The organism is Bacillus sp. ISO11 (genome assembly GCF_003458115.1).
GTDB classification, from domain to species: domain Bacteria; phylum Bacillota; class Bacilli; order Bacillales; family Bacillaceae_G; genus Bacillus_A; species Bacillus_A cereus.
Map to the genome: position 1 here is coordinate 111,656 of NZ_QXCO01000010.1, position 25,980 is coordinate 137,635.

Below are 25,980 nucleotides of genomic sequence, written 5' to 3' on the forward strand. Positions count from 1 at the left end.
AGGGATGAAAAAGGTGTGAATTTTCACACCTTTATTATATTTAAGAGAGGAATTTACATAAATATGAAATTAGCAATTTCTTATAATGAGATGGTAAAAGAATTTTTAGGAAAAGTAGAAGGAAGTATTAAAATACCTAAAGATGTGCAAGGAACAGAACTTAGGATAAAAAGGAAAACGGAACTGTTTTCAAATTTGACTCACATTGTAGATTTAATAGGAGCGACTGTAACGTGGTTATATCATATTTCTAAAGAAAAACATATTGTCGTGCTTTATCATGTAAGAGGAAATTTATTTCCAATTACTATTGAAGTTTCTAATTTTCTCTCCTATGAAAGTTTAAATTTACAAATTGAAGAGCAACTGGAGCAAATTAAAGAAATGAATGAGGAAGAAATAGAAGAGTTTCAAAACGGTAATACATTATATGAAATGTCACCTATTATTATTGGTGAAACATATTATGAGCTAAAAGACACGAATACATTACAATTTGTATTTAGTAAAAATATGCAAAGTGTAGAAATAATATTTAATAGTGTTAATTGGAAAGAGACAACGATTACTCGTTATGCACAACAAATACAAGGTGTTTTAGTTGATATATCACAAAATACTAATAAGTATATAAAACATTTTAATATTATTACAGAGGCCGAGATGGCACTTTATAGTCAAGTGAATGATACGACAGCAGTATATCCTGAGAAAAGTATCGTCGATATGTTCTATAATACTGTTACTCAATTTCCAAATCGTATAGCTTTATCTTCAAGGGAAGGTACTTTAACTTATGAGGAGCTAAATAAAAAAAGTAATCAAATAGCTCATATGTTAATTAAAAACGGCGTCCAATTAGGAGACTATGTTGGAATATTTATGAAACGTAGCATAGACACAGTAGTAAGTATGGTAGCTATATTAAAAGCTGGTGCAGCGTATGTTCCGATTGATCCAGATTATCCGGAAAGTAGAATACAGTACATTATTCAAGATAGCCAAGCGAAAGTTATATTGATGAAAGAGACGCCTATAACATGTGATGGGGTTCAAACAGTTTCATTGTATGATAGTGAAACTTATGAAGATATAGATGTAAAGTTGTCTATTCATTGTGATGATGTAGCTTATATGATTTATACATCGGGTTCAACAGGGAATCCAAAGGGAACGATGTTAGCACATAGAGGCGTTGTTAATCTGTACACTTGGATGAAAAAGCAATATGAATTGACAGAAGAGGATGTATTTGCTCAATTTCCTTCCTTTAGTTTCGATGCTTCTGTATGGGAGTCATTTGCTTCTTTATTCTGCGGAGGAAACTTGTATGTACTATTAGAGGAAGAGCGATTGTCTGTAGAGGCATTTGCAAATGCAATCTATAAAGTGAAAGCAACTTCAATCTTGGCATTAGCAACAATTTTTGTTCGACAAGTAGCAACTTATTTAGCAGAAGAAGATATATATAAGCTAGCTTCCCTAAAAAGAATTGCGATTGGTGGTGAAATGTTGCCTGTAGAGGTTATTAAATTGTGGAGAGAAAGAATAGGTACAAATGTTGAAATTTATAATGTATACGGACCGACAGAATGTACTGTAGTGACGACAACCTATAAAATACCTAGTCAGTTAAATGAGGATGTTGCGAGTATTCCCATTGGTAAACCATGTGCTAATTATCAAGTTATGATTTTGGATGAGAATATGAATCTTTGTCCAATTGGTGTACCTGGTGAATTATATATAGATTCAGTGGGATTAGCAAAAGGGTATTTTAATAAGCCTAATAAAACAATTGAAGCTTTTATTCCGAACCCTTTTAATCCTATAGTTAATATATATAAAACAGGTGATATCGTTAAGTTGCTAGAGGATGGAAATATAGAGTTTTTACATCGGAAAGATGATCAAGTAAAAATTAGAGGACATCGTATTGAACTAGGAGAAATCCAAAGTAAAATTTCTCAAAAGCATAATATAAAAGAAAATGCTGTTTTTGCTAAGAAGAGTAAGGAAGGTAGCCAATATTTAATCGCGTTCTATACAACTTTAAATAAAAAAGAAATACCAGAATTAGTTTATCAGTTACAAGAGCAATTACCAGATTATATGGTGCCATCTAAACTAATTTATATTAATGAATTACCACTTACACCTAATAAAAAGATTGATGTTAAGAAGTTAGCTCAGTTAGAAGAAAAGTATGAACCGGTTCGGCTACAAGAATATGTTGCACCTTCTAATAAAGCAGAAAAACAAATAGCGAACGCCTGGGCGGAAGTATTAGGAATTTCAAAAGTTGGAGTGCATGATGATTTCTTTACAATTGGTGGACATTCATTAAAAGTATTACGAGTCTTAACATTGTTAAAAGAAGATTTCTCACATTTAACAATTCAAGATTTCTTTAAAGAAAGAACGATATATGGATTAGCTCGAATTGAGCGAGAAGTAAAAGTAGAGAAAGAAGAAGTATTTCGTGAATATAAAGTGATTCACGAGCCAGATACTATCACGTATGCAAACGTTTTGGAAGAAACCCAGATTTCAAATGTCTTTTTAACAGGAGCTACTGGTTATTTAGGATCACACATATTATATGAATTGTTGAGAGATACATCTGCTACTATTTATTGTTTAGTAAGACCAACCAAAGATGTGCAGCAAAGAATTATAGATACATTAACAGGCTACTTTAATGATATATGTGAAGAATGGTTACAGCGTATACAGGCCGTAGCTGGTGATCTGGGAGAAGAGTATCTTGGGATGAGCGAAGAAGAATTTATGTTCATCAGTTCTAAGATGGATACGATAATTCATTGCGGTGCAGATGTAAGACATTTTGGAGATGTAAAACAATTTGAAAATATAAATGTCCAAGGAACTAGCCGTATGCTAGCATTAGCGGAGAAAGGTGCTACATTCCATTTTATTTCTACAATTGGTATCCCGTTAGAATTAGCGGTAGATCAATGGGATACATACATGAAAACTGGTGATTTTAATTACAGTGTAGACTTAGAGAATGTATATTCAAATAGTAAACTACAAGCGGAAAACATTGTTCGTGAAGCAATGAAAAATGGTTTGCGCGGAAATATTTATCGTGCAGGTAATTTAGCATGTCATTCAGAAACCGGTTCGTTCCAACAAAATATTGAAGGAAACGCATTTTATCGTCTTATTAAAACAATGCTATTAATTGGGAAAGCACCAAATGTGAAGTGGAAAGTTGATTTCACACCAATTGATTTTGCTAGTAAATCAATTGTATCGTATTTACAAGATGCGCAAATTGTAGGAGAGACGTTACATATTTGTCATCCACATCAAATTGAGTTTGAACAATTTATACAGCTAATTGGAGAGTGTGGATACAATCTTGAAATGGTTCCACTTTCAGAATATGTAAATACCGGACTTGCATTAGCGAAGGGAAATGAAGTAATAGCAGAGTTAATTGCTTCTCAAGTTGCAGGAGATGGAGCACAGCAATCTGAAATTGTAATGGGTACGCGTAGAACGAATGAATGGATTAAGAAAAAAGAATTGATAGTACCAGCAATTAATAAAGAATTTATACAGCAGTTATTAGCTCATGGTGAAAAAGTTGGTTATTTTCCAAAAATAATGAAATGATTATGCATGCTTTTGTTTGTTCAATAAAATAAATCATGCTACAATGAAAACGAATTAAGGACCGGGGAGCCAATTGGCTGAGAGGATGTAAGTAAACATCGACCCTCAACCTGATCTGGATAATGCCAGCGTAGGGAGTTACTTAAAGTGATGTAGCATATGTTATTCTGTAATAACTTGCATACAAGGCTTTCCTACGCAGTAGGAAAGCCTTTTCTTATTTTTGAAATTTAATTTTATAAGGGGGATTTTATTATGTCACAACAAGTTACAATGTCATTTTCAGTAGTACCACAAGCGAAAACGAAAGATGTATATTCTGTTGTCGATAAAGCAATTGAAGTTGTGCAACAATCGGGAGTTCGTTATGAAGTAGGGGCAATGGAAACAACTTTGGAAGGAGAATTAGATGTACTTCTTGATGTCGTTAAACGTGCGCAACAAGCTTGCGTCGATGCTGGAGCAGAAGAAGTGATTACTTCTATTAAAATCCATTATCGTCCAAGCACTGGTGTAACGATAGATGAAAAGGTTTGGAAGTACCGTGATGAATATGCAAAACCAGAAGCAATCTAAACTTATTACAACTATTTGGCTTATCCTTCTCATTGCGATATGGGAAGGATCTGTTTCATTATTTAAAATCGAACCGTGGATTTTACCAAAGCCTTCTGCCATTGTTCAAGAATTAATTGGGATGAAAGATTTACTATTACCAAATACGATGCAAACACTGCAGGAAGTTATAATTGGACTATTCTTTGCAATTTTATTGGGGACGAGTATCGCAATTATTATGGACGTTATACCGTTATTTCGTATTTTAATAAATCCATTGCTCGTTATTTCGCAAACAATTCCAATTGTTGTACTTGCACCGCTATTTATTATTTGGTTTGGATATGGGATGTTGCCGAAAGTAATGGTCGTAATACTCGTTTGTTTCTTCCCAATTGCGCTTAGTATTTTAGAAGGTTTTCAAACAGTAGATAAAAATATGCTGAAACTGTTACAAACAATGAAGGCGACGAAATGGCAAGTTTACCAGAAAGTAAAATTTCCAGCAGTGCTCCCATACTTTTTCTCAGGTTTAAAAATTGCAGTTACATATAGCGTAATGGGGGCAATTATCGGAGAATGGCTTGGTGCAAGTGAAGGATTAGGCGTTATGCTTACGAGGGCTACAAAATCCTTTTTGACTGCCCGAGTATTTGGTGTTGCAGCAATCATCGTTATGGTGACATTATGCCTGTATTTTATCGTAGAGTTTATGGCAAGAATAACAGCACCATGGATATATAGAAAGGACGGCAGAAAATGAAAAAAGGTTTGAAAGTTATGTTAGCTGCCTTAGTAGCGGTAGGTGTGGCTGGATGTAATCCGGCGAAGAAAGAAGAAAGTGCAAGTAAAGATCAAAAAGTAAAAGTAGTATTAGATTGGTTTCCAAATACGAATCATACTGGCTTGTATGTAGCGAAAACGAAAGATTATTACAAAAAGCAAGGATTAGATGTAGAAATTATTCAACCAGGTGACAATGTAACAGCAGAGCAAATGATAGCATCAGGAAAAGCAGACTTCGCAATAAGCGCACAAGAAAATGTAACGTTAGCTCGTGTAGAAGGAATTCCTGTTGTATCTGTAGGAGCGATTATTCAGCATAACACTTCAGCGTTTGCATCGCTTAAGAAAGACAATATGACGTCACCGAAAGATTTTGAAGGTAAACGTTACGGCGGCTGGGGAGGACCAGCAGAAGAAGCGACATTAAAGACGATTATGGATAAACATCAAGCTGATTTTAATAAAGTTGAAAAAATCATCTTAGGACAAACAGATTTCTTTAAATCAATTGGCCGTGATGCAGATTTCGAATGGATTTATTACGGTTGGGATGGTATTGAAGCGAAGCGTCAAGGAAAAGAGTTAAATACGATTATGGTGAAGGACTTAGATCCAGCGCTTGATTTCTATAGTCCTGTTATTATTACGAGTGAAAAACATACGAAGCAAGATAAAGACTTTGTGAAAAAGTTTATGAGTGCAACGACAGAAGGTTATAATTTTGCAATTAAGGAACCGAAAGAGGCTGCTGATATTTTAATTAAAGCTGTTCCAGATGTGAATAAAGATTTAGTTCAAGAAAGCCAAAAATGGTTAAGTACGAAGTATCAAGATGATGCTAAAGCATGGGGAGTACAGAAGGAAGAAATTTGGACGAATTACATGAATTTCTTATATGACAACAAAGTTATTAAAAAGAAAATCGATGTAAAAGATGCTTTTACAAATGAATTCCTTCCAAGTGAAAAATGAGCGGATTACAAATAAAAAATATAGTAAAATCTTTCGACGGAAAGAATGTATTAGAGAATATTAGTGCCTCTATACAAGAGGGAGAGTTTGTTTCCTTTGTAGGACCGAGTGGTTGCGGGAAAAGCACATTATTAAACATGATTGCAAATGTTGAAAAACCAACAAGCGGGAACGTAACGTATAACGATAAGCAAGTACAAGAGCAAGATGTTGTTAGTTATATGCCACAACAAGATTTATTGCTACCGTGGCGATCAGCTTTGCAAAATATCGTTCTTCCGTTAGAAATTGAAGGAAAGCCGAAAAAACAAAGGCTGACAGAGGGAATGGAAGCATTAAAGCAGTTCGAACTAGATGAATATGCAAACCATTATCCAGATGAATTGTCTGGTGGTATGCGTCAAAGAATTAGTTTTCTGCGCACATATTTATGTGAAAAGCCAATTATGCTGCTTGATGAGCCTTTTGGTAAATTAGATGCATTTACAAAAATGGAAGTACATAGCTGGCTTTTAAACTCTTGGCATCAAGAGAAGCAAACAATCGTTATGGTTACACATGACTTAGATGAGGCAATCTTGCTTTCAGATCGCGTATTTATTTTATCTCAAAGACCAGCGTCAATAGTTGGCGAGGTACAAGTGAAATTACCTAGGCCGAGAACGATGGATATGTTAACATCACTCGAATTAAAAAAGGATAAAGAAGAGGTTTTAAGTGTGTTAGCTCCTTATATGAAAAAATAGAAAAAGCTGATGTTTTAATTTTAGACGAACGGACTAATCATTTGGATGTAGAAACTAAGATGGCTTTATAGGAAGCATTACAACAATACAAAGGAACGGTTTTAATTGTCTCACATGAACCTTCTTTCTATGAATCGTAGATAACAAAATTATGAAATATAGAAGAATGGAATGCTGAACAATATGAATAAAGAAAAGGCATTAGCTTTTATGAGCTAATGCCTTTTCTTTATGATTAACATGATTTTCGAGAACTCTTACATGAGAATTGTATGAAGAAGCACTCTTATGGTGCGCTTATAAGCGTGCTTTTTCTTTTGTTATATTTATAATACGAAAGCCTTTCCCTAACAGGTGACTATCTTTCTTTATATATATAGATAGTTCAAAATGGAATAAAAATAATTCCTTTATGTAAAGGATAATATGGATATTATAGGAAGACAATAGAAATTAAAGGAAATTCATGTAAAATTCAAATGAACTTCATATAAACTTCATATTAGAAATTAAATATAATTATAATAGGTTATTGTGATATTTTTGATTTTTCATAAAATTAAAAGTTTGAATTTAGGAGGTATTGCTCAAACCTAAATTCAAACTTTATTGAAGTAATTAATGGATATTACGTCTAGTTTTCGCTAATGACGGCATTTAAAAGTTCGGCAGGATTACCTGTTCCTGCACCGCCAATTGTAATAGATCCACCAGGAGGAATTTCACCATTCCATCCTGCGTTCGTAATTACATAATGATTATTTGTTTTACTACTAATTTTAGAATCCCAAACTTGTGTTAAATTGCCGCTATAATCAAATTCTAATTTCCAATTTTTAATAGGAGTCGTTCCATTATTTTTGATTATAATCGAGAAGTTATAACCGCTGCCCCAATTCGAAGTGACTGAAAATGTAGCAGTACCATTTCCATCAGGAGGTGTCGTATTAGCTTCATCCGTTTTGACAGTAAGAGCGGTAGGTTGTGATTTATTTCCAGCAGCATCTTTGGCAATTACCGAAAATTTGTATTCCGTATTAGGTTTTAAGTTTTTAATTGTAATGCTATTTGTTGTTGTACTCCATTTCTCTTCTCCAGCAGTAATTTCATATTCCGTAACTCCTACGTTATCAGTAGATACAGTCCAGTTTAATTGAACTGAGTTTGAATTTTTATTCGTAACTACAATGTTTTTAACATTCGTTGGTGGCTCAGTATCTTTTTGACTAATAGGTCCACCAAGTAATTCTTTTACTAGCGTATCAAGTAATTTTGGACCACTGCAACTATATTTTGGACTTGTACGGCAATCTCCGCTTAGTTCCCAAAACATTGCTCCACTTAAACCTTTCGTCTTTATATAGTCTGTTTTGTATTTCATAGATTCATTGTCATCGTAGCTAATAAATGTGCCTGTAGTTGCATTATATAAGTAAGGTACTTTAGCTGTGTCATTCCAGTAGCGTACAAAACCATTTTTATTAACGTAATTGGCTGCTAAATCACCGTAATCATACACACCTGTGTCACCGGTAGAGTAATCATCCCAAGTACCTTTAGAAGCAAGTTTCCCATCACTACCTGGTTTGCAAGGTTGATATTGTCCGTTATTTTCTTTGCCACAACTTTTCCAGCCACGTCCGTAAAAGGGTACGCCTAATACTAGTTTATCGACTGGAACACCTTCATTTGTATAAACATTTATAGCACCATCTACGTAAAAATTCGTATTTGCTGCTGGGTCATTTGGATCCTTATATAGAGCTGCATTATGATTAGAAGTAGCTTCCCATCCGCCGTGGAAATCATATGTCATAATATTAATCCAATCGAGTATTTGAGAAATTTTCTTTAGTTCTGTATGATCAGCGTAGCGTTGACTTGCACCTGAAGCGATTGTTAGTAAATATTGTTTGCCATCTTCAGCACCTGCTTTATTCAAAGCATTTCGGACGTCTTGAAGAAGGAGAGTGAAATTTTGTTTATCTTCAGGACGATAACTACCACCAGGAATCGTTTCAACGCCCGGATATTCCCAGTCTAAATCTACGCCATCAAACCCATATGCGCGAAGAAAAGCTACTGTAGATTCAGCAAATACTTTTCTTGTTTTTTCATCAGCGGCCATATCAGAAAAGCGGTTAGACCAAGTCCAGCCACCAACGGAAATAATTGTTTTTAAGTGAGGATATTTAGCTTTTAATCGTTTTAGTTCCCCGAAATTTCCGCAACGGGCATATTTATCGCAATCTTCCCAAGTTGTCCCTGAGCCAGGATACGATTTGGTAACATCAGCCCATGGTTCACCGAGTACGAGAGTACCATTAGGAACCTCTTTATTTTGCAATGGTACACCAGATTCTTTACAGTTCCACGTTTGTTTATTTGGATTATCAGGATGAGTAGAAGGGTTTCCATGTTTTCCGTTCCAACAAATATCCGCGAAAGCATAGTTAAGGTGAGTAAGTTTTGATGCATCAATGTCAGCAACTTGATAATTACGTCCGTAAACGCCCCACGAAGGAAAGTATCCAACAATTTTTTGACTTTGCTTTGGTGAATCTGCTAATGCGAGATTTGGATTAATAAAATTTGTGAGAAAAAGAGGTAAGAAAAGTAGTAGAGATAGTAATAACAGTGTGAATTTTTGAGACCTCATAGCCATTTCTCCTTTCAAAATAAAAGATATATTTAAAGGCATACGCCAATAAATCAAAATGAATCTAGACGTATAAAACGTCTAGATAAAATGATCAGACATCACGAAGTCTATACAAGGGAGCTGGGGGTGATTAAATCGTAACAAATGTAAGATTTAGTGTAAACGCTTTATTAAATTGAAAAAGACTTTCTCAATACAAAAAGGCTTGAATACAAACTGTATATGAAAACGAAAGATCGGTATGGGAGGAAAAAGCTCATTATAAATAAATTTGAGAAAAAATTGTATGGAGCCAATTATTAAAGGCATAGAAAGATAAGGAAATATCATGTAAAATAATAGTAAAAATATGTAAAGGAGGGAATAGTGTGGATGTGTTTTTGAACATTGCTGAAGAAAAAATTCGACAAGCAATAAGGAATGGTGATCTTGATTATCTTCCGGGAAAAGGAAAACCACTACAATTAGAAGATCTTTCAATGGTACCTCCAGAACTTAGAATGAGTTATAAAATTTTAAAAAATGCGGGAATGATTCCACCAGAAATGGAACTACAAAAAGATATATTAAAAATAGAGGATCTAATTGCTTGCTGTTATGATGAAGAAGAGAGAAAGAGATTACGAGAAGAGTTAACAGCAAAAACGCTTCGTTTTCAGCAGGTAATGGAAAAGAGAAAGGTTAAAGATAGTTCAGCTTTTCGTATGTATCAAGACAAAGTATTTCGTAAATTACGCTAAGAGGGATAAGATGACTACATTTAAAACGATAGAAGAATTAGCGACCTATATCGAAGAACAACAATTGGTACTTCTGTTTATTAAAACGGAAAATTGTGGTGTTTGTGATGTTATGCTAAGAAAAGTAAATTGCGTATTAGAGAATTATGATTACGTAGAGAAAATAGAGATATTACTACAAGACATGCAGGAGATTGCGGGGCGATATGGAGTATTTACAGGGCCAACAATTTTATTATTTCATAATGGAAAAGAAATTCTTCGTGAATCACGCTTCATTTCACTTGAAAATCTAGAGAGAACCATTCAATTATTCGAGGAATAAGGGAGGCTTTTAAATGGAATTTATTATTGTCATACTATTATTTGTTGTAGTTGGAACAATCGTAACAGCAGTTCGATCGAACAAAAAGAAGGTAAATCTTACAAAACAAAATAACATTCATAATTCATCTAACAGCTCATCACCATTATTTTTCTTTGCTGGATCTGATAATGATAGCTCGCATGATGGCGGCTCACATGATTGTGGAGGATCTTTTGGGGGAGATAGCGGAGGAAGCTGTGGTGGCGGTGGTGATTGATAAAAATGCGCCTTATATAGGCGTATTTCTTGTTAAATTAGCATTTAAATTTGGAACCATACATATGATTCGAACTTGGTTTGAAAGTACGTTTTCTTAAATAAGGAATATAGCCTCTTGCGATAGAGGTTTTTGATTTGTTATTATTAGACTGAACGGTCGGTTTAAAGAGGTGTGAATATGAGAAGAAGCGCAGAAGAGATAAAGAAAGAAATTGCATATAAAGCAGAAAGTCTATTTTCACAGAAGGGCTACGCAGCTACATCTATGGAAGAGATTTGTGAAATTACAGAGCGAAGTAAAGGAAGTATTTATTATCACTTTAAAAGTAAAGAAGAATTATTTTTATTTGTAGTAAAACAGCATACGTATGATTGGATTGAAAAATGGAATGAAAAAGAGAAGTTGTATAGCACTAGTACTGAAAAACTATATGGTCTCGCGGAATATCATGTAGAGGACATACAGCAACCAATTTCAAATGCAATAGAGGAATTCTCTATGAGCCAAGTTGTAAGTAAAGAGATTCTGGATGAACTGTTAGCTTTAACTAGAGAATCATATGTTATGTTTGAGAAATTAATTGAAGTAGGTATACAGTCTGGAGAGTTCCGTGAAGATAATACTCGTGATCTTATGTATATTGTAAACGGATTATTATCAGGACTTGGAGTGCTTTACTACGAATTAGATTATAAAGAGCTGAAACGTATTTATAAAAAGGCAATAGATGTATTGTTAAAAGGAATGGCAGCTGAATAATAGGTCAGTTGCTTTTCTTACAAAATAAATTAGACCGAACGGTCGGTTTATGAAAGGGGAATGAAAATGAACGCTTTATTTAAAAACCGAGCATTTATGCTCGTTATGGCGTCTGATATTTTACAACAATTTGCAATTTGGATCAGAAATATGGCTCTTTTGTATTTTATAATGGAGCGAACGAATAATGATCCAGTTTCTGTTTCGTTGTTATCAGTTATGGAATATGCACCTATTTTTATTTTCTCGTTTATCGGTGGTGCGCTAGCTGATCGCTGGAATCCGAAAAGAACAATGGTCGCTGGAGATGTATTAAGTGTACTGTCTATTATAGGAATTGTCTTGTTGTTAAAGCTGGATTATTGGCAGGCTATATTTTTTGCAACACTCATTTCCGCGATTGTAGGTCAGTTTTCTCAGCCCTCATCTTCGCGTATATTTAAGCGCTATGTAAAAGAAGGAGAGGTAGCAAATGCGATTGCATTTAACCAAACATTACAGTCATTATTTCTGATTTTTGGACCAGTGGTGGGATCGCTTGTGTATACACAACTTGGTTTATTTACATCACTATATAGCTTAATCATTTTATTTTTGTTATCTGCTATCGCCCTTTCATTCTTACCAAAATGGGTTGAAAAAGAGCAGGTGGCGAGAGACTCATTAAAAAATGATATAAAAGAAGGTTGGAAGTATGTTCTTCATACGAAAAATTTACGTATGATTACGATCACTTTTACAATTATGGGTTTAGCTGTTGGATTAACGAATCCATTAGAAGTATTCCTTGTAATTGAACGTTTAGGTATGGAAAAAGAAGCTGTTCAATATTTAGCGGCAGCTGACGGAATAGGTATGTTACTCGGTGGTATTGTTGCTGCAGTTTTCGCTTCAAAAGTGAATCCGAAAAAGATGTTTGTATTCGGTATGGGTATATTAGCCATTTCATTTTTAGTAGAAGGGCTATCTACATCATTTTGGATTACTAGTTTCATGAGATTTGGAACAGGTATTTGTTTAGCTTGTGTTAATATTGTTGTCGGTACGCTTATGATTCAACTTGTACCAGAAAATATGGTTGGAAGAGTAAATGGAACGATTTTACCACTGTTTATGGGGGCAATGCTAATTGGAACTTCATTAGCTGGAGGATTAAAGGAACTAACTTCACTAGTTACTGTGTTTTGTATAGCGATGGCACTTATTTTATTAGCGATAGGGCCAGTTGTACGTATGCAAATAAAGAAAGAAGATATCGCTAACAAAGAGGCACTAACAAATTCATTAGCTTCAAAATAACTATTGTAAGGGAGCAATATTGCTCCTTTTTTCTTTGAGGAACTTTTGACAACTATATGAGCCAATTATATACTGATGTTGTAAAAACGATTTTACAGGTTAGGAGCAATGGTGTGAAAAATCAAATCTATGAATTACGCACTGAAAATAATATTTCACAAGGCGCATTAGCTGATAAATGTAAGGTTTCTAGACAAACGATAAATGCAATTGAGAATAATAAATATGATCCAAGCTTAGCGTTAGCGTTCCGTTTAGCTGAAGTATTAGGAACAACTGTTGATAAATTATTTTTGTACAAGCAGTAGAGTCGTTCATTATAAGGCGCACCTTTAAAAATAAAAAAGATCCTCTTCTTATGAGAAGAGGATCTTTTCTTATAGCGTTTTAGTCTTTGGACTAGGTGGTGTAACGGATGTATTATTTTCTGGAACTCTAGTTAGTAAGAATCCTCCGATAATAAATAGAACAATAATACTAAGAACACCAGCGTTTGTTTTTCCTGTTAATTGCGTTGTAACACCGACTAATACCGGACCCATAATTGCGGCAAACTTCCCAAATATATTATAAAATCCGAAGAATTCATTAGCAGATTCTTTTGGTACTAGTTTTGCAAAGTATGAACGACTTAGTGCTTGAATACCACCTTGAGATGTAGCAACTAACATTGCTAAAATCCAAAAATCAAGTGTCGTTTTTAAAAAATAAGCATATGTGCAAATAATGATATAAATAATGATACCGACATATAGCATTTTTTTGCCAGTAAATGTTTCAGATAATTTTCCGTATAGTAAAGCAAATGGACAAGCGACAATTTGTGTTACAAATAATATGATTAATAGATTCGTTGCACTAATACCGAGATCGGTTCCGTAAGCGGTAGACATAGTAATAATTGTATCGACTCCGTCAATATAGAAAAAGTAAGCGATTAGAAACATAAATACAGTTTTATATTCTTTAATATTTTTAAAAGTATCAGCAAGACGTTTGAAGCTCATTCTAATAGGTCTTGGATGACGCTCAATATAGTGTGTTTGCTCTACGTTTTTTAGCATTGGAATTGTAAATAACCCCCACCAAAGAGCTGTTATTGCAAAGGAAATTTGACTAGCAATGCCGACCGATAAGGGAATAGTTCCTTTTTGAGAAAGAATAATAAGAGCGATACAACCGATAAAAGGAATTGTACTCCCGATATAACCTAATGCAAATCCTCTTGTAGAAATTCGGTCCATTCTATCTTCAGAAGTGACGTCTACTAAAAATGCATCATAGAAAATGTTTGCTCCAGCAAAGCCGATTAAGGCGAGCATATAGCACCCTAGCAATAAGTACCACTGAGAGGTTGGAACGACTGCTAACATACTTGTAAATACGATACCGAGTCCAAAGAAGAATGTGAAAAAACGTTTTTTAAATCCTTTATAATCAGCAACTGTGCCAAGAATAGGAGCAAGTATAGAAATTAAAAGTGTTGCGAATGAGTTTGCATATCCCCAATATGCTGTTGAAGTTGCCCCAGATAGTCCAGCTTCTTTTGCAGCTGCTTTAAAGTAAATTGGAAATAATGCAGTTGTAATGACGAGCGAGTATACAGAGTTCGCCCAATCGTATAATATCCAGCTTTTTTCTTGTCTGGACATTTTTTTCATATAATGTTCCCCCTTAAATTTGTTTTACTAACAGTGTACAAAAATAAAAATTATAAAAAGAGAAACAGTGATGAATTTTACATAACTTTTACATATATACACAGTTCTTTACAATTGGAGTAAATCCTCTACAATTGCTCCGTCTGTTTCACCTAAGTGTAAACCGAGTAGTCTAGCGATAGTTGGACCTTCATCAATAAGTCTCATATACGGGACGGTAAAGCCACTTTTTATTCCTTTCCCAGCAGCGATAAAAATTGTTTCATAGTTAGGTTTTGTTGGAGAGTATCCATGCGTACCAAATGTATATTTTTTACTAGGCGTAACATCTTTTTCAGTAATTTCTTTTATAAAATCTCCTGTATAGTTTTCAGTGAAATAATACCCTTCTCGTGCTTCTAACATGAATAAACAATTACCGTCTGCACCGCAGTCTTTGGCAGCTTCATCATGAAGTATAAATTCAATTCCGTTTTGTTTATTTTGAAGTAGTTCTTCAAGGAGTAGTTGTACCTCCCGGATTGTATCCGTATCATTTTTGTCCTTTACATATACATAGGCAGAGCCGTCGCAACTTTGGCAATAGGCTTTCCAGTCTACTAATTTTCCTTTTTTATTAAGAGATATAAGTCCTCTTTGATAGAATAGCACATTTAATTGGATGGATTTGTTTTCACTTAAAGCGCTATGATCACCAAGGGCAATAATTGTACTTTCTTCGTATAGGTCACTTTCTTTTAGTGCTTGAATAATTTTCCCTAGACGTTCGTCGTGTCTCTGGATAGCAGCTGTTGTTTCGTTAGATTCAAAGCCGTGATAGTGTCTTTGTGTGTCTAGATCGGTGAAATGTACGAACATGACATTAGGCTTTTTCGTCTGGATTGTATGCACAGCAGAGGCGAGGACGAAATCATCCAGCTCTGGTTGTGATAAACCATTTCTTATATGGCCGAAACGACGATTTAAATCTAATTGGTATAGTGGGCTACCGCTAAATAAGGAAACTAACACTTGATTTTGCCAAGGTCTATTGGGGAAAATTTCTGGTAAATTGTAATCGATGTTCGCTCTTCCAGTAACAGGCCATAGAAGGGCAGCTGTCGTTAAATTTGCTTTGCGCGCTTCATCATACAATGTTGTTCCTTTTATTGATTTTCGGTACCAATGCCAATCAGGTGATTCACGCCCTGGTTGAAGTAACGTATTGCTAACAACACCGTGCTTGTTAGGGTAATTACCAGTTACGATTGTTGAGTGGCTTGGATATGTTACAGAAGGATAAATTGGTTCTACTTTTTCGACAACCGTGCCCTTTTTTATTAGAGATTGGAAATGAGGTAGTTTTTGTAGTATAGGAAAATCTAAAGCTGATAAACAGTCGAATGATAAAATGATGACGTGGTTTGTTAATGCTTTATCCATAAAGTTCCCTCCTGATTATATAAAACCTATTATTATATATTACTATTAACACCTAGTAATAAATATATATATATTTAGGTGAAAGTTTATTATTTATTTTCAGAAAAATTAAACATATAATTAAGTATAAGGGAATCTATGGAGGGAGGGAACACTATGGATTGGTTAGATGGATTTGGTATTTTTTACATCATTGGCGGAATCACGATTATCCTTGTATTTACTATTTCATATTTACTAAAGAAACGGTTTCCAGACAAACAGTTTGATATTATATTTGCACTTAGTTTAATACTTCTTTGCTTAGCGTCCTTTCCCGTTACAATGATGGTTATTGGTGGGTGGGAAGGAATGGGATATGGATTTATTGGTTTCTTCGTCCTAATTGGTACACTTATCGGTATGATTGCACATCAACTTGTGAAAATTACGCGGAAAAGCTACGTATAAAACTGCAAAAAATGAAAAGGATATATAAAAATAAGAAAATTAGCTATTGTTTTAAAAAAGAATTTGTATTATGATAATCAACAAATTTATTTCGTTATAACGATGAAAAAGGACTAGTACATGTTCAACCTTTTTAGCAGAGAGAGAATCCGTCAGGCTGAAAGATTCTTAAAAAGGCAATATGGAACCTGCCTTTGAGTTCTGCATATGCAGCGGGAATTTCCCGTTATCAAAAAGAGAGCATGCGCAATTTTTGTGCATGAATCAGGGTGGTAACGCCGGCAAAGCTCGGTCCCTATTTAGGGACGCGGGCTTTTTTGTATTTTCTAGAAGGAGGAAGACTGACTATGGCAAAAGAACAAGTGCAAGCCATTACGAAGATGGAAGAGGACTTTGCGCAGTGGTATACCGATATTGTAAAAAAAGCCGAACTTGTTGATTATTCAAGTGTAAAAGGGTGCATGATTTTACGTCCGTATGGTTATGCCTTATGGGAGAATATGCAGAAGGTGATGGATGAGAAGTTAAAAGGAACTGGCCATGAAAATGTATATATGCCAATGTTTATCCCAGAGAGTTTATTGCAAAAAGAGAAGGATCATGTTGAAGGATTTGCTCCTGAAGTAGCATGGGTTACGCATGGTGGAGATGAAAAGTTAGCGGAAAGACTTTGTGTACGTCCTACATCTGAAACTTTGTTCTGTGAGCACTTTTCAAAAATTGTGCAATCCTATAATGATTTGCCAAAGTTATATAATCAGTGGTGTTCAGTAGTTCGTTGGGAGAAGACAACTAGGCCATTCCTTCGTACGACTGAATTTTTATGGCAAGAGGGTCATACAATCCATGAAACGGCAGAAGAATCGCAGACTGAAACATTAAATATTTTAAACTTATATGCTTCTTTTTGTGAGGATTATTTAGCGATACCAGTTATTAAAGGGCAAAAAACAGAAAAGGAGAAGTTTGCTGGAGCAAAGGCAACTTATACAATTGAAAGTTTAATGCATGATGGAAAAGCGCTTCAAACAGGAACCTCTCATAACTTTGGAACGAATTTCTCTGAAGCATTTGATATTAAGTTTTTAGATCGTAACGGTAAGTGGCAATATGTGCACCAAACATCTTGGGGTGTATCAACAAGAATGATAGGCGGGCTAATAATGGTTCATAGTGATAATAATGGACTTGTAATGCCACCAAAAGTCGCTCCAGTGCAAGTTGTTATTGTACCGATTGCTCAGCATAAAGAAGGAGTTTTAGCAAAAGCAACAGAGTTACAAGGACATATTCAAAAGGTTGCACGAGTAAAAATAGATGCTAGTAATAAAACACCAGGCTGGAAATTTAATGAGTATGAAATGAAGGGGATTCCAATTCGATTAGAAGTTGGCCCTAAAGATATTGAAAAGAATCAAGTTGTACTTGTAAGAAGAGACACGAAGGAAAAAGAGTTTGTACCAATGGATCAATTAGAAGAACGTATTCCAGCATTACTTGAAGAAATTCATATTGCTTTATTTGATAAAGCAAAAGCATTTCGCGATGAGAATACGTATGTTGCGACAAATTTCGAAGAGATGAAAAAAATAGCTGACGAAAAGCAAGGCTTTATTAAGGCAATGTGGTGCGGGGAATTAGCTTGTGAAGAAAAACTAAAAGAAGAAGTTGGAGTATCTTCACGTTGTATGCCTTTTGAGCAAGAGCATTTAGCTGATGAATGTATTTGTTGTGGTAAAGAAGCTAAACAAATGGTGTATTGGGGAAAAGCGTATTAATACTTTTTCTGATAGGTGATAAAAAGGACTTTGAGCTGCATAATAAAATGCAATCCAAAGTCCTTTTTAGTTTTATAAAGTATTTCATGTATTCTTTAGATGGAAGTATGTTGCTCTTATTTTACGTTTTTACGACGAATAAACAGTAACATACCAATTAGGAATGTTGAAAGACCCATTAAAATAGATATAGGGTAATGCGTTGCGGTATTCGGTAATTTATCACCTTGTTTTTTCGTATTATCTTTTACATTACCCCCTTGAGAACCGTTGCCCTCCTGAGAATTGCTATCGCCTTTAACACGATTGCCACCTTGAGAGCCATTACCGCCGTGTGAGCCACTGCCACCAGAACCATCGCCACCAGAACGGTTACCACCAGAACCGTTACCGCCAGAACCGCTGCCACCAGAGCCGTTGCTACCAGAACGGTTACCACCAGAACCGTTACCGCCAGAACCGCTGCCACCAGAGCCGTTGCTACCAGAGCCATCGCCACCAGAACCGTTATCGCCGGAACCACTGCCACCAGAGTCATTGCCACCAGAACCACTGCCACCGGAACCGTTGCCGCCATCGCCACCAGAACCACTGCCGCTAGAACCGTTGCCACCAGAACCGTTACCGCCAGAACCACTGCCGCTAGAACCGTTGCCACCAGAACCGTTACCGCCAGAACCACTGCCACCGGAACCGTTGCCGCCATCGCCACCAGAACCACTGCCGCTAGAACCGTTGCCACCAGAACCGTTATCGCCGGAACCATTGCCGCCAGAGCCACTGCCATCAGAACCGTTACCGCCGGAACCATTGCCGCCAGAGCCATCGCCACCAGAACCGTTTTCACCAGAACCGTTTTCACCAGAACCGTTTTCACCAGAACCGTTTTCACCAGAACCGTTTTCACCAGAACCGTTTTCACCAGAGCCGCTGTCACCGGAACCACTATCGTCCTGAGAACCGTTATTTCCTGGAGGTTTATTATTATCCTTTGAGTTTCCTTCTGCAAAATGATCGCTATTTTGTACAATAGCGTTTGTTAATGGTTGGAAGTTTTCAGTTGCAGCATTACCGATATTTAAACCGCTAAAAAAAGATAGAGAGAGTGTTGATGCTAAAATGAAGATTTTCGTCATGGTTTTCCTCCTAAGAAATGAATGTTCCATCTAAAATACATCCCTTTGTAATATTTCTTAGGAAAAAGAGTTTTATGCAAAAAAAACTATATATAGAAAAAGGTGGTATATTTGTCAAAGCAGAAAAGAGTTAATGTAGATTTCCTACAAATAGGTGGAGAATTTACATTCATAACGGTAGAGGAAGTGGCAGTAGATGAAAGAGTATATAGCGTTTGATATTGGCGGTACGCAAATTAAGTATGGCATTATTTCAGAAGCAGGGAGAGTATTAAAGCGTAAAACAGTTGCAACAGAAATTCACTTAGGCGGAGAACAAATTATTCAAAAACTCATTCTTTTATCAAAAAAATTAATGAATGAACATACTATTGCCGGAATTGGTATTAGCACTGCGGGAATTGTTGATATTAATAAGGGAATTGTGACGGGAGGCGCGGATCATATTCCGGGATATAGTACTATTCCTATTATTGATAGATTGCAAGAGATATTAAAAGTTCCAGTATCGATTGACAATGATGTGAATTGTGCAGCGTTTGGAGAAAAGTGGAATGGTAGTGTAAGAGAGAAAGAGAACTTTATTATGCTCACCATTGGAACAGGAGTTGGGGGAGCAATTTTTATAGATGGAGAATTGTACCGAGGACATTCATTTAGTGCTGGTGAATGGGGGAATATGCTAATAGAAGGAAAAACGTTTGAAGAGGTTGCTTCGATTTCAGGATTAATTCGGCTTGTAAGAAAATATAAAGGCAAAGGCGAGTGGAATGGGAGAACAATTTTTGAGTTGTATGATAAAGGAGATAGAGAAGTTGCTCAAGCAGTTGGGATTTTCTTTAAACATTTGGCAATCGGAATTAGTAATCTTGCTTATATTTTTAATCCAGAAACAATTATTATTGGGGGAGGAATTACCGATAGAGGAAATGAGTTTTTAAAAGAAGTAAAAGAAGAGGTCAGTAAATACTTAAATCAAGAGATTTATAATAATTGTGAGATTGAACTTGCACAAAACGGTAATTGTGCAGGAATGATTGGTGCTATTTACCACTTATTACATCATCATAAGTAAATTATATGAATGTTTTCATATAACTGAGAATTTATCCTTTTTATCAATAGGTAAATAATGCTACAATATAAGAGAAGAATACAATATTTTCCGATATGGAAAATGCTTTGTAGAAAGGGAGAAACTTCATGCCTATTATTTTAGAAAAAGGTCAAAAGATCGATTTAACGAAAGGACAACCAAAAGTAGCAAAACTACAGGTTGGCTTAGGCTGGGATCCAATTGGGCAATCAGGTGGATTTCTGTCTTCATTATTTGGAAGTAAACCAAATATAGATTGTGATGCATCTGTTGTTATGTTAGAAGGAGATCGTTTTTTAAACAAAAATGATTTAGTTTACTTCGGAAACAAACTTTCTACTTGTGGTAGTATTATTCATTCAGGAGATAATTTAACAGGTGAAGGCGAAGGTGACGATGAAACAATCTTTGTAGAATTACATAAAGTCCCAAGTCGTATTAACCGTTTAGTATTCGTTGTAAATATTTATGACTGTGTAAACAGACGTCAAGACTTTGGTATGATTCGTAACGCTTATATTCGTATTCAAAATCCTCATACAGGTGAGGAATTAGCACGTTATAATTTATCAGAAAACTATGCTAGTAAAACAACTTTAATTGCAGGAGAAATGTATCGCTACGAAAATGAGTGGAAGTTTTCAGCAGTTGGAGAAGGCACGCAAGATAAAAACTTAAGTGAGATTGTATCACGTTATCAATAGGATAAACTAAGGAGGAATTTTTAAATGGCATCTATTTCTTTAAAAAAGGGACAAAAGGTAGATTTAACAAAAACAAATCCAGGTTTATCAAAGGTACTTGTAGGGCTTGGCTGGGATACAAATCGTTATGATGGACAAGCTGATTTCGATTTAGATGTTAGTATCTTTTTAGTAGGTGCGAACGGTAAAGTTTCAGGAGCAGAAGATTTCGTTTTCTATAATAATCCCAAAGGTGCGAATGGTGCTGTAGAGCATTTAGGAGATAACCGAACTGGTGAAGGCGAAGGCGATGATGAAGCGATTAAAATCGATTTAAAAAATGTTCCTGCTCACATCGAACGTATTTGTTTCACAATTACAATTTATGATGGAGAAGGCCGCAGCCAAAACTTTGGTCAAGTTTCTAACTCATTCGTACGTATTCTCGATGAAGAAAAGAATGCAGAGTTAATTCGTTACGATTTAGGAGAAGATTTCTCTATTGAAACAGCGGTAGTAGTAGGTGAATTATACCGCCATGCAGGTGATTGGAAGTTCAATGCAATCGGAAGTGGATTCCAAGGTGGGTTAGCGTCTCTATGTAATAACTTTGGTTTAGATGTAGAGTAATAGATTCAATTTATATATCCATTGGTGAAATGCATGTTTACTGATGGGTATATTTTTAAAGATAAAAATATAGAGGTGAATATAAATGGCTATTCAGTTACAAAAAGGACAGAAGATTGATTTAGGTAAGACGAGTCCTGGTTTAACAAAAGCAGTAATTGGTCTTGGATGGGATATTAAATCTTATGATGGCGGAGACGATTTCGATTTAGATGCATCTGCTTTTTTATTAGATGCGAACGGGAAATGTACGAAGGAAACTGATTTTATCTTCTATAATAATTTAAAGTCTCCTTGTGGATCAGTTTTACATACTGGCGATAACAGAACAGGTGAAGGCGAAGGCGACGATGAGCAACTTGTTGTAGATTTGAAAAAGGTTCCAGCAGACGTTCATAAAATTGCTATTACAGTTACAATTTATGATGCGGAAGGCCGTAATCAAAACTTTGGACAAGTAGGAAACGCATTCGTTCGTTTAGCGAATGAAGAGACGAACGAAGAAGTTCTTCGTTTTGATTTAGGGGAAGACTTCTCTATCGAAACAGCAGTTGTCTTTTGTGAATTATACCGTCATAATGGACAGTGGAAGTTTAATGCAGTAGGAAGTGGATTCCAAGGTGGTTTAGGTGCGCTTGTAAGAGCGTATGGCTTGGATGCATAGAAAGGAAACGATATTCGTTTCCTTTTTTTGACCTTTCTATAAATCTAGCAAAGAATAGGGGATAAAGGTAAGATGAGTATTTTGCAAGGAATCCTTGATACGTATGCTCAGTTTTTCGACTTGGACATGTGGATTAAAGTGTTGCAAGATCCAGTATCTTGGGGATTAATTGGTACACTTGTTGTACTTGAAGGGTTGTTATCTGCTGATAACGCACTTGTGTTAGCGGTAATGGTAAAACACCTTCCTGAAGAGAAACGTAAAAAAGCATTATTCTATGGACTTATTGGAGCTTATATATTCCGCTTTATTGCAATTGGAATCGGAATGTTCTTGATTAAATTATGGTGGGTAAAACTTCTTGGTGCACTTTACCTTGCTTGGTTATCAGTAAAATACTTTATTGATAAGCGTAAAGGTGCAGGTGAAGAAGAGGAAGCTCATGGTATGAACCAAAACAGTATTTTCTTCAGAATGTTCGGTGTCTTCTGGGGAACAGTTGCAATGGTCGAATTAATGGATATCGCATTCTCTGTAGATAGTGTACTTGCTGCATTTGGTGTATCTAATGAAGTTTGGATTTTATTATTAGGCGGAATGCTAGGTATTTTAATGATGCGTGGTATTGCCGGTGTATTCTTGAAATTATTAGAGCGTATTCCAGAGCTTGAAACGACAGCATACATTTTAATCTTAATTATTGCATCGAAAATGTTACTGTCTTTAATCGAGATTGAGATTAGTCATACACTATTCTTTATTATTTTAGTTGTAGCATTTGGAGCAACATTTATAATTCACTACATGAAGAATTCTGGACAAGCTAAAGAAGAAGTTGCAGCTACTAAAGAAGATAATAAATAATTGAAATGGGTTTGCTCGTTTTGCGAGCGCCCATTTTTTATAACAAAAAATAGTTTATAATAGAAGAAGGACTTAGAAAAAACGTAACTGTTTTTGGAGGTGAACTGTTGTGTTTTCACGTTTTACACTTCAACCATATGCATTAAAAGATGAATCAGATTTAAAGCAATTTGAAACGCTTTTAGAAAAACGTCCACAATATGAACTGACAGAGAATGAGATGAAATTTAGTTATATAGCATGTCGAATCCTTGGCGTTCCTAATGATGTAGATGAATATTTTAATGAACTGTTTGATTATAGTGAAGCGAAAGGAATCGAAGTTTTACACGAACAAAATTTAAACAAAGTGATTGATTCGGAAAAGCTTCGTCATATTCAAGAAGTGTTCGGATTACATCAAGAAGCACCAAATGGTCTGACAGTAAATAGGTTAGTTGCACACTTATCTGGGAAACAACTTTTACCGAAAGTAGACAATCCTGATTTACAGCATTACATACATACGACGTTTATTTCACTATTGAAATTATATGAGAAACAACATAATCAGTCGTTAAAGACAGAAGGCTTCCGTCGTTTCTTAATCGACATAATTAAACTAAGCGAAAATTATGTAGCGAAGTGGTTTTCTACGATTAATTATAAGAAACAGATGCCGCGTATCGTTTGGTATGGTGATGCACAGGAAAGCCGTATATATTTCTTATACTTTCTTATTATGCTCGGTTGTGATGTGCTTTATTATCACCCAGAAGGAAAAGATGGATTTGAGAATGTTGATGAAGAGGGAAGGACCTTTATTGTGTCTCATCCAGGCCGTATTTCTCTTGAACCATTTCCAGATCGCCGCCGCGAGCGTGTGGCAACAGTAGCGTATCAAGCTTCAAAAGAAATTGAGCAAGTACTTCACCACGATAATTCACTGCTGTACAAGCCGTGGCAATTCCGTTCCTATACGCCTGTAGCTCGTACACTAAAAACAACATATGATGAGCTCTTTTTAATTACGAAAGAAAAGGCGTTTGTACGCCCGACATTCTTTGTTGAAAATAAACATATTTATATCCCTTCTTTATTTGCGAAAATATCAGGCGTTTCAAAGAATGATAAAGAGTATTTTCAACGATTAAAGGCTGTTACATCATTTGATAACAGTATACTAGTTAATACATTCCCATTTACGAAAGAGCAAAAAGCAAACTTCCAATATCATTATCGAGATGCATTAGACCGTGGGGGGAAATTACATCCTGATCTAATTATGAATAGCCATTGGTGGCCGCATAAGCGTTTACCGGAAGGTTTACAACATGGGATTGCAGAAGCGATTATCCATACGTGTGAAAGTGAAATGTGCAAACCAATTGCGAAAGAGACAAAACAAGATGTAGCGCTATATGTTTTCGCGCAACTTTCTCAAATACCACCGAATATTTTAGAACAGCTTGAGAAATTTGATTATTCACAAGATGTGCCGAAAATTGTTATATTTAATAATGAGAAGAGTGGAGAGTTAACTCGTTCTGATGCTGTTTTATTACTATTTTTAAATCAAATTGGAGTAGATGTATTCCATTTCAATCCAACGGGAAGAAACGATATTGAACCGTATATTGAAGCGGGGGCATTTGATTCCCATTGGCTTGAAGAGGTTAATTTCGATCTTGAGTTTCATGGTTCATCAGCCTATAAAAATTTATCACAAACAATAAAAGGACTATTTCGTCCATTTTTATAAGGAAAGGGAGAATACCATATGAATAACCCAGTCGTACTAGATCCGAAAACAGAATTAAATGAGCAAACAGCACAAGATGTTCGCTTGCAACTTAGACAAGATGCGGATGTACAACGTATTTATAATGCGGTAGATATTAAAGATCAATTAGAATTAATTGAACTTGGAAAAGAACCTTCTATGGAAATTTCACGTTTTGCTGATCAAATTTTACATACAATGTCATTATCAAAGATAGAAGATTCTGGTGAATTATTAAAACAGCTTGGTAAAATTATGGACAGATTTGATAGCAAAGACTTTGCGGAAGAGAAAAGTGGTTTCTTCTCACGTATGTTCAAAAAAGCGGATAAAATGATTGAACAAATCTTTAGCAAGTATCAAACGATGGGCCGTGAAATTGATAAAGTGTATGTGGAAATTACGAAGTACCAAGATGAGATGAAAAAATCAATTGGTACGTTAGATGGCTTGTATGAGCAAAACTTAAAATATTATTTAGACTTAGAGAAGTATGTAGTAGCAGGAGAAATGCTATTAGAGCGTTTAAATACAGAATTAGTTCCGATGTATGAAGAGCGTGTGCGTAATAATGATCAATTAGCAGGTATTGAATTAGAGTCGCTTAAAAACTCGGTTGAAATTTTAGAGCAACGTATTGATGATTTAGAAAAAGCGCGTATGGTTGCACTACTTACAGCACCACAAATTCGTATGATTCAACGTGGTAATAATAAATTAATTGGTAAAATTAATACAGCATTTATTACAACGATTCCGATCTTTAAAAATGGTATCATTCAAGCGGTAAATGCGAAGCGTCAAAAGCTTGTTGCAGATTCTATGGCTGAACTGGATCGCCGTACAAATGAATTACTTAAGAAAAATGCACAAAATATCGCAACGCAAAGTGTAGAAGTAGCGAGATTATCAGGTTCTTCTAGTATTAAGATGGAAACACTTGAGGAAACTTGGAACATTATTTCAAGAGGTATGCAAGAAACACAACAAATTGAAGAACAAAACAAACGTGAGCGTGAAGAAAGCCGCAAGCGTATGGCTACATTAACTGAAAACATTAAAAAAGAATTACAAGGATAA

25 protein-coding genes, 2 pseudogenes, 1 riboswitch and 1 other annotated feature are annotated in these 25,980 nt (G+C 35.4%); of the genes and pseudogenes, 22 read left to right on the forward strand and 5 right to left on the reverse strand.

Translation table 11 applies throughout. From position 1 onward, the window contains the following. Positions 1 to 63: 63 nt before the first annotated feature. The 5 genes from D1166_RS13345 to D1166_RS13365 all read left to right on the forward strand — a co-directional run bounded on the left by D1166_RS13345 (position 64) and on the right by D1166_RS13365 (position 6,707). Positions 64 to 3,645: a non-ribosomal peptide synthetase family protein gene (locus D1166_RS13345; protein WP_097861529.1), complete on the forward strand. Its 3,582-nt coding sequence runs from the start codon at positions 64 to 66 to the stop codon at positions 3,643 to 3,645. A gap of 52 nt (positions 3,646 to 3,697) precedes the next feature. Continuing rightward, positions 3,698 to 3,799: riboswitch (TPP riboswitch) on the forward strand. A 101-nt stretch (positions 3,800 to 3,900) separates the two neighbouring features. Further along, entirely contained in the window at positions 3,901 to 4,221 is a 321-nt protein-coding gene (locus tag D1166_RS13350; protein ID WP_000082906.1) for an MTH1187 family thiamine-binding protein, read from the forward strand. Continuing rightward, positions 4,193 to 4,966, forward strand: a complete 774-nt coding sequence (locus D1166_RS13355) for an ABC transporter permease (RefSeq protein WP_001057166.1) — start codon at positions 4,193 to 4,195, stop codon at positions 4,964 to 4,966. Before D1166_RS13350 ends, D1166_RS13355 begins: the two co-directional genes overlap by 29 nt. Beyond that, positions 4,963 to 5,961, forward strand: a complete 999-nt coding sequence (locus D1166_RS13360) for an ABC transporter substrate-binding protein (protein WP_000715568.1) — start codon at positions 4,963 to 4,965, stop codon at positions 5,959 to 5,961. Before D1166_RS13355 ends, D1166_RS13360 begins: the two co-directional genes overlap by 4 nt. Then, positions 5,958 to 6,707, forward strand: a complete 750-nt coding sequence (locus D1166_RS13365) for an ABC transporter ATP-binding protein (protein ID WP_097861528.1) — start codon at positions 5,958 to 5,960, stop codon at positions 6,705 to 6,707. The genes D1166_RS13360 and D1166_RS13365 overlap by 4 nt, the downstream gene beginning before the upstream one ends. 634 nt (positions 6,708 to 7,341) lie before the next feature. Here the strand turns inward: D1166_RS13365 and D1166_RS13370 are convergent. Then, entirely contained in the window at positions 7,342 to 9,366 is a 2,025-nt protein-coding gene (locus D1166_RS13370; protein WP_001257472.1) for a glycosyl hydrolase family 18 protein, read from the reverse strand. Positions 9,367 to 9,737: 371 nt separating this feature from the next. Here D1166_RS13370 and D1166_RS13375 point away from each other — a divergent pair, with 371 nt between their 5' ends. The 7 genes and pseudogenes from D1166_RS13375 to D1166_RS13405 all read left to right on the forward strand — a co-directional run bounded on the left by D1166_RS13375 (position 9,738) and on the right by D1166_RS13405 (position 13,062). Beyond that, complete coding sequence (locus tag D1166_RS13375) at positions 9,738 to 10,109, forward strand: DnaJ family domain-containing protein (RefSeq protein WP_000382381.1); 372 nt, start codon at positions 9,738 to 9,740, stop codon at positions 10,107 to 10,109. A 10-nt stretch (positions 10,110 to 10,119) separates the two neighbouring features. Further along, positions 10,120 to 10,434: a thioredoxin family protein gene (locus D1166_RS13380; RefSeq protein ID WP_000206517.1), complete on the forward strand. Its 315-nt coding sequence runs from the start codon at positions 10,120 to 10,122 to the stop codon at positions 10,432 to 10,434. A gap of 13 nt (positions 10,435 to 10,447) precedes the next feature. Then, positions 10,448 to 10,693, forward strand: a complete 246-nt coding sequence (locus D1166_RS13385; RefSeq protein ID WP_000394369.1) for a hypothetical protein — start codon at positions 10,448 to 10,450, stop codon at positions 10,691 to 10,693. A 19-nt stretch (positions 10,694 to 10,712) separates the two neighbouring features. Then, positions 10,713 to 10,793 (forward strand): annotated as a pseudogene (locus D1166_RS13390) (histidine kinase); the annotation flags it as partial. Positions 10,794 to 10,873: 80 nt separating this feature from the next. Further along, positions 10,874 to 11,455: a TetR/AcrR family transcriptional regulator gene (locus tag D1166_RS13395; protein ID WP_001254434.1), complete on the forward strand. Its 582-nt coding sequence runs from the start codon at positions 10,874 to 10,876 to the stop codon at positions 11,453 to 11,455. A gap of 66 nt (positions 11,456 to 11,521) precedes the next feature. Beyond that, on the forward strand, positions 11,522 to 12,754 hold the full coding sequence (locus tag D1166_RS13400; RefSeq protein ID WP_000992567.1) for an MFS transporter: 1,233 nt from the start codon (positions 11,522 to 11,524) through the stop codon (positions 12,752 to 12,754). Between the two features lie 56 nt (positions 12,755 to 12,810). Then, on the forward strand, positions 12,811 to 13,062 hold the full coding sequence (locus D1166_RS13405; protein ID WP_002023181.1) for a helix-turn-helix transcriptional regulator: 252 nt from the start codon (positions 12,811 to 12,813) through the stop codon (positions 13,060 to 13,062). A gap of 69 nt (positions 13,063 to 13,131) precedes the next feature. Here D1166_RS13405 and D1166_RS13410 read toward each other — a convergent pair whose 3' ends face one another. Both D1166_RS13410 and D1166_RS13415 read right to left on the reverse strand, forming a co-directional pair. Continuing rightward, a complete protein-coding gene (locus tag D1166_RS13410; protein ID WP_000738812.1) occupies positions 13,132 to 14,415 on the reverse strand; it encodes an MFS transporter in 1,284 nt (427 codons plus the stop codon). 108 nt (positions 14,416 to 14,523) lie between these two features. Beyond that, positions 14,524 to 15,837, reverse strand: a complete 1,314-nt coding sequence (locus D1166_RS13415; protein ID WP_097856520.1) for an alkaline phosphatase family protein — start codon at positions 15,835 to 15,837, stop codon at positions 14,524 to 14,526. Positions 15,838 to 15,993: 156 nt separating this feature from the next. Between D1166_RS13415 and D1166_RS13420 the strand changes: the two genes are divergently transcribed. Next, a complete protein-coding gene (locus D1166_RS13420; RefSeq protein WP_000383858.1) occupies positions 15,994 to 16,287 on the forward strand; it encodes a YesK-like family protein in 294 nt (97 codons plus the stop codon). A gap of 93 nt (positions 16,288 to 16,380) precedes the next feature. Further along, positions 16,381 to 16,587: a binding site (T-box leader), on the forward strand. Between the two features lie 47 nt (positions 16,588 to 16,634). After that, on the forward strand, positions 16,635 to 18,065 hold the full coding sequence (gene proS / locus D1166_RS13425) for a proline--tRNA ligase (protein WP_097856519.1): 1,431 nt from the start codon (positions 16,635 to 16,637) through the stop codon (positions 18,063 to 18,065). 116 nt (positions 18,066 to 18,181) lie between these two features. Here proS and D1166_RS32340 read toward each other — a convergent pair. Together D1166_RS32340 and D1166_RS32345 are read right to left on the reverse strand one after the other, a co-directional pair. Further along, positions 18,182 to 18,292, reverse strand: a pseudogene (locus D1166_RS32340) (LPXTG cell wall anchor domain-containing protein); the annotation flags it as partial. Between the two features lie 20 nt (positions 18,293 to 18,312). Beyond that, on the reverse strand, positions 18,313 to 18,474 hold the full coding sequence (locus D1166_RS32345; RefSeq protein ID WP_481747872.1) for a hypothetical protein: 162 nt from the start codon (positions 18,472 to 18,474) through the stop codon (positions 18,313 to 18,315). Positions 18,475 to 18,889: 415 nt separating this feature from the next. Between D1166_RS32345 and D1166_RS32350 the strand changes: the two genes are divergently transcribed. From D1166_RS32350 to D1166_RS13465, 8 genes are all read left to right on the forward strand, one after another. Next, positions 18,890 to 19,060, forward strand: coding sequence for a pentapeptide repeat-containing protein (locus tag D1166_RS32350; protein ID WP_481747871.1), 171 nt, complete (start codon positions 18,890 to 18,892; stop codon positions 19,058 to 19,060). Between the two features lie 337 nt (positions 19,061 to 19,397). Next, entirely contained in the window at positions 19,398 to 20,276 is an 879-nt protein-coding gene (locus tag D1166_RS13435) for an ROK family protein (protein ID WP_000666107.1), read from the forward strand. Between the two features lie 128 nt (positions 20,277 to 20,404). Next, a complete protein-coding gene (locus D1166_RS13440; protein ID WP_001121578.1) occupies positions 20,405 to 21,001 on the forward strand; it encodes a TerD family protein in 597 nt (198 codons plus the stop codon). Positions 21,002 to 21,025: 24 nt separating this feature from the next. Further along, entirely contained in the window at positions 21,026 to 21,610 is a 585-nt protein-coding gene (locus tag D1166_RS13445; RefSeq protein WP_000146720.1) for a TerD family protein, read from the forward strand. An 85-nt stretch (positions 21,611 to 21,695) separates the two neighbouring features. Further along, complete coding sequence (locus D1166_RS13450; protein ID WP_001007532.1) at positions 21,696 to 22,274, forward strand: TerD family protein; 579 nt, start codon at positions 21,696 to 21,698, stop codon at positions 22,272 to 22,274. Between the two features lie 72 nt (positions 22,275 to 22,346). Next, a complete protein-coding gene (locus tag D1166_RS13455) occupies positions 22,347 to 23,138 on the forward strand; it encodes a TerC family protein (RefSeq protein WP_000025688.1) in 792 nt (263 codons plus the stop codon). A 109-nt stretch (positions 23,139 to 23,247) separates the two neighbouring features. After that, on the forward strand, positions 23,248 to 24,879 hold the full coding sequence (locus D1166_RS13460; RefSeq protein ID WP_000492865.1) for a YceG family protein: 1,632 nt from the start codon (positions 23,248 to 23,250) through the stop codon (positions 24,877 to 24,879). An 18-nt stretch (positions 24,880 to 24,897) separates the two neighbouring features. Continuing rightward, entirely contained in the window at positions 24,898 to 25,980 is a 1,083-nt protein-coding gene (locus D1166_RS13465; protein WP_001064409.1) for a toxic anion resistance protein, read from the forward strand.